Consider the following 4020-nt stretch of genomic DNA (forward strand, 5'->3'; position numbering starts at 1 on the left):
CGCAGCGCGGCATAGGCCGCCTGCCGCGTCGAGCCCCAATGCGCCGCGACCTTCGGGACCCATGCATCGTTCACCTGCATCGGGCCGATGTCGACCGTCTTGTTCTTGTTGGGGCTGACCTTGCCAAGACTGCCGTTTTCGACATTCAGAAGAATAATCAGGAGTCCCGGCGGAACGTGATGCACGCTCGCCGCGGCGAGAAGGCATTCGCCGTAGAGGCTCTCATCGGAACCACCGATGATCGCGCGCGCCGGCTGGCAGGCGAAGGCCGCCGCGGCGATCGCGGCGAGAAAGATGTTTTTCAAGCCTCGCCCCGCTCACGCTCGTAAACGCGCGCCAAAGCTTCTTCCCAGACCCGGCCGAGTTCGATCGCCATGATCTGATCTTGCGTCGCGGCCTGATCGATGGCTTCCATGGCGGCGATCATCACCGCGGTGAGGCTCGACGCTGCGATCGTCTTGACGCGATAACCGAAAAGGGCGCCGATATCGCGTTCCAGCTCGATCCCAAATCCCTGCCCTATCCCCTCTCGAAAAACGGCTTCGGCGGCGATCAGAACGACGGGCAAGAGGCCGTCCGGTGCCGCGGCGCAATCGATGGGCAGAATATAAGGTTCGCCATTCTCCTTCTGGTCGATCACGATCGGCCGCCCGCGATCGCTCAAAACACTCGCAAGCACCCGCCCCACATAGTCAATGTCGAGCGCCATCGTCACGCCAGCCTCCGCCGCTTCCATGACGGGACGGCCGGGCGCAGCGGGCCGACAAACAGCCGCCGCAGCGTTCGGATTGTGCTCGGAACGGTCAGCCCCGCCCAACTGATCACTGTGAAGAAGCCTATCCCGACGGCGGCGATAGTGAATGTGGTCCAGCTCCAATAGACGACATAGACGAGGAGCGGAAAACACGCCCGCGCATCGAGAAACAGCACCTTCACCGGACGTCCTGTGTCCCGCCACATTTTTTTCACCCTCACTCTTCCGCCTGCCGCGCCTTGGCGGCGATGTCTTCGGTAATCCGGCCCTCAGCGAGAGCCTTTTGAATGGCCTTCTCGTAAGTCTGCCCTTTCGCTTTGACGGCGTCCCGCGCGATGCGAGGCCACAAGTCCGATGAGCTCTCGGAGAGGAGCCGGCGCAGCGGCGCGTCGAAGACCAGGAATTCACGGAGAGCAATGCGCTTGCCGTCGGTCGATTTGACGAGACGCTGGTTGACGACGAGGCGCAAAGCCTGGGCTGCTGCAATGGTCAGCGTCTGGCGCTCGGCAAGGGGGCAAAGAACGGCGATGCGCTGCATGGTCGAGGGAACGTCGTTGGCGTGCGTGGTCGAGACCGCCCGGTGGCCGGAAATCGCCGCGACGATAGTCGCCGCCATCGTGTCTCCGTTTTTGCATTCGCCGACGATGATATCGGTCGGCTTCCGCCGCATCGTGCTTTCGAGATAGGCTTCGAATGTCTTGAAATTGCGCGGAATGTCGCTCTGGCTGATCGTTGACGTCTCGCTCCGTACGCGATCGAGCAAGAATTCAATCGGCTCGGCGCCTTCAAGAATCACATAATGGCCCGCCGGATCGAGGAGTTTCGCCATCGTCATGCCGGCGATCAGCGTCGATTTGCCCGACCCCGTTCCTCCTGAGACGATCACAAGGCCCTGGTCCGGGCGATAGGCGCTTAAAATCTCAGGTTCGACGTTCTGCTCGTCCAGCAGCGGCGGCAGGTTTTTGACGCAGCGGATCGCGATGTCGACGCCGTCGCCCCGGCTCGTCGTCTTGGACGACATATTGACCCGGAAGCGCAGCGATTCGGTCCGGCTCAGTTTGATGACATACATCACGTTGAGGTCGGTCCCGCCCTGCAGGCGGGCCATGCCGTCCGCGCCGTAAAGATGGCTGACGATCTGGGCCATCTCGAGCTCGTCCAAAGGCGCGCGGGCGCACCTGTAATTGTCGTCATACAGCGTAAAAAACGGCGTCTCGTAAGACTTGAATCTGACGCCCTCTGCGCCCAGCAGATGGGCGAAGGTCATATACGAATCGAGCGCCGGCGCGCTCGCCCTTGGACGGATCACCCAGGGACGGCCATCGTCCGGCCAGATCCGGCCTTCGACGGGCGTGTTCTTGGCCACCCGGTCCAGCATTGGCTTATTTCGGGCAATTGCGGGTGGAGGAGCCCCAGGCTTCGCGATCGGCGACCAATCCGCGCTGCTGGGTGATGCGAATAATCCGGTCGCCGGCGCGCAATTCTCCGCCGCCGCCATTCACGACGCTATCCTGGAAGGCGAGCTTGGGATGCTCGACGACGCCCGCGCGCAGGAGAACCTGATAGCGCGCCATGCCGACGATATCGCGCTTCAGGCGGCCAAGGTCCGACAAGTAGATTTCGACCGACTGCCGCTCGCCCTGGGCCCAGCCTTCCGCGACATATTTGTTCCAGAATTGGGCTTCCTGTTCGGTTCGCGGCAGAACGGCTTCGCTGGGACGGCGCGGCCAGCTCCAGTTGCGGACGAGATAGGAGCGCCAATTCGGCGGCGCGGAAGCGAGCTGCGCCTCCCGCGTGATCGAATAGACGCACGCCGTCTCGCGGGCGACCTGGGCGCCTTCGCCAAGAGCGAAGGAAAGTTGCGCCTGGGACACGACAGGGGGACGCATCAGTGTCTGCCCTCCGCGAAGGCGGATGACCAGAGCCTTGAAGTCAAACGCGCTGTCGAGAATGCCCTCATAGCGTCGCAGCATCTCGTTAATGGCGAAGGACCGCGCCATGAGGCCGCCTTGCGCCCCGTAGGCGAGGCCCGCCTGATGCAGAACGTCCTCCCGGCCCGGATCGAGGTTTGTCCCGCCGCCGCCAGACCCGGCGCGGACCGCCTGCAAAGCCTCGAGCGAGGGCGGCCGTTCTCCCCCGGTGACCGCGGGTTGTTCGGCCGCGCCGGTCATCGGCTTGTTCAGGGGATTGCCCAGTTCATGCGCGTTGGCGTCGACCACCACGGGCGCCGGCATGGGCGGGACCGGATAGACCTTGCTGGCGTCCTGCGCCCTCGCGCCGGCGCTAAGGGCAATCGACAAAGCGCCGCCAAGAAGTGCGGGCGAACGGAAGGGGGACACCGGCTTAGACATGGTGGATTACCTGGACGCTGTGATGCTGCGGATCGACCTCGATCGTCGCCAACGCGCCCGCATTGGCGCCGATCTGTTCAAAGATTTCGTAGACGCGCTCAGGCCCGGCGCTGATTCCGATCATCACCGGCTGAGGATTGGAGGGTGCGCTGATCGCCACGGTGTAGCCGATTGAATGGGCGAGTTTCGTAACGCCTTCGTCCAACGACCCATTCCACTCGAACGCGATCACCTTTTCGAGTTCGCCTGGAACAATCGGGGGCGCGACCCGTGGCGAAGCGCCGGGGTGAAGCCGTCCGATGCGGTTCATCTCCCGCTCGACTTCATCAATGCCATCGCGCAGGGCAATCTCGGGATTGGCCATGCCAGCAACGTCGACCGTCGTCGGCACGGGATAGGCCGCGCAGCCGGCCAGGGGCGCTACGATCAAGAAAATAAAAGGCGGCCGCCGCCGCGGCAGTCTCACGCTGAGTTGTGGTTTCATGATGCGCTCCTCATCCATGATCGAGGCTAGGAGCGAACGGCGCGAACGCAGCGGGGAAAATGGAAAGCGATCGAAATTTTTTTGCGCAGCGGAGCTGCCTCGTCGGCGGCCATTTTGATTCGCCCCGCGGCAGAATTTCGCCCCACCTCATCGTTCCGAAGCTACATGCCGATTCTCAGAAAGAGACGTTCACAAATTTGGGGCGCCAACTGCAGAACGCCCATTTCGGCGGGTCCCGGAGAAAAAGGTAGTTCTCGAAACGGACACCATGTCGGCGAGGCGCTTTTGACCGTTGACTCCCCTTCGCGGGATCGTGGTATCGGGTCTACGCCGCGACATCGCCGCCAGAAGACAAGGGCGATGTTTCATGCCTATTGTCGCCGGGATGGGGACGGGCGAGCGATCTATCGATTCCTCGCGATGCGCCCGGA

Annotated in this window: 6 protein-coding genes; all 6 read right to left on the bottom strand. The window is 62.9% G+C overall.

The window, feature by feature from the left end; translation table 11 throughout:
- Window positions 1-305 (bottom strand): lysozyme family protein (locus BM177_RS19065; protein WP_139223755.1); only part of this gene is annotated, 305 nt, incomplete at its 3' end.
- Window positions 302-736 (bottom strand): hypothetical protein, encoded by a 435-nt coding sequence (locus tag BM177_RS19070; protein WP_091686850.1) that lies wholly within the window; start codon window positions 734-736, stop codon window positions 302-304. The genes BM177_RS19070 and BM177_RS19065, both read right to left, overlap by 4 nt.
- Window positions 712-960 (bottom strand): IcmT/TraK family protein, encoded by a 249-nt coding sequence (gene icmT / locus BM177_RS19075; RefSeq protein ID WP_091686859.1) that lies wholly within the window; start codon window positions 958-960, stop codon window positions 712-714. The genes BM177_RS19070 and icmT overlap by 25 nt, the downstream gene beginning before the upstream one ends.
- Before the next feature lie 11 nt (window positions 961-971).
- Window positions 972-2132 carry a type IV pilus twitching motility protein PilT gene (locus tag BM177_RS19080; RefSeq protein ID WP_091686852.1) on the bottom strand — a complete coding sequence of 387 codons (1161 nt, stop codon included), beginning with the start codon at window positions 2130-2132 and terminating at the stop codon, window positions 972-974.
- 4 nt (window positions 2133-2136) lie between these two features.
- Window positions 2137-3105, bottom strand: coding sequence for a type IV secretory system conjugative DNA transfer family protein (locus BM177_RS19085; RefSeq protein ID WP_091686854.1), 969 nt, complete (start codon window positions 3103-3105; stop codon window positions 2137-2139).
- Window positions 3098-3589, bottom strand: a complete 492-nt coding sequence (locus BM177_RS19090; RefSeq protein ID WP_175492714.1) for a DotD/TraH family lipoprotein — start codon at window positions 3587-3589, stop codon at window positions 3098-3100. The genes BM177_RS19085 and BM177_RS19090 overlap by 8 nt, the downstream gene beginning before the upstream one ends.
- Between the last annotated feature and the right edge of the window lie 431 nt (window positions 3590-4020).

Origin of the sequence: Methylocapsa palsarum, from assembly GCF_900114285.1 — a bacterium.
GTDB lineage: Bacteria > Pseudomonadota > Alphaproteobacteria > Rhizobiales > Beijerinckiaceae > Methylocapsa > Methylocapsa palsarum.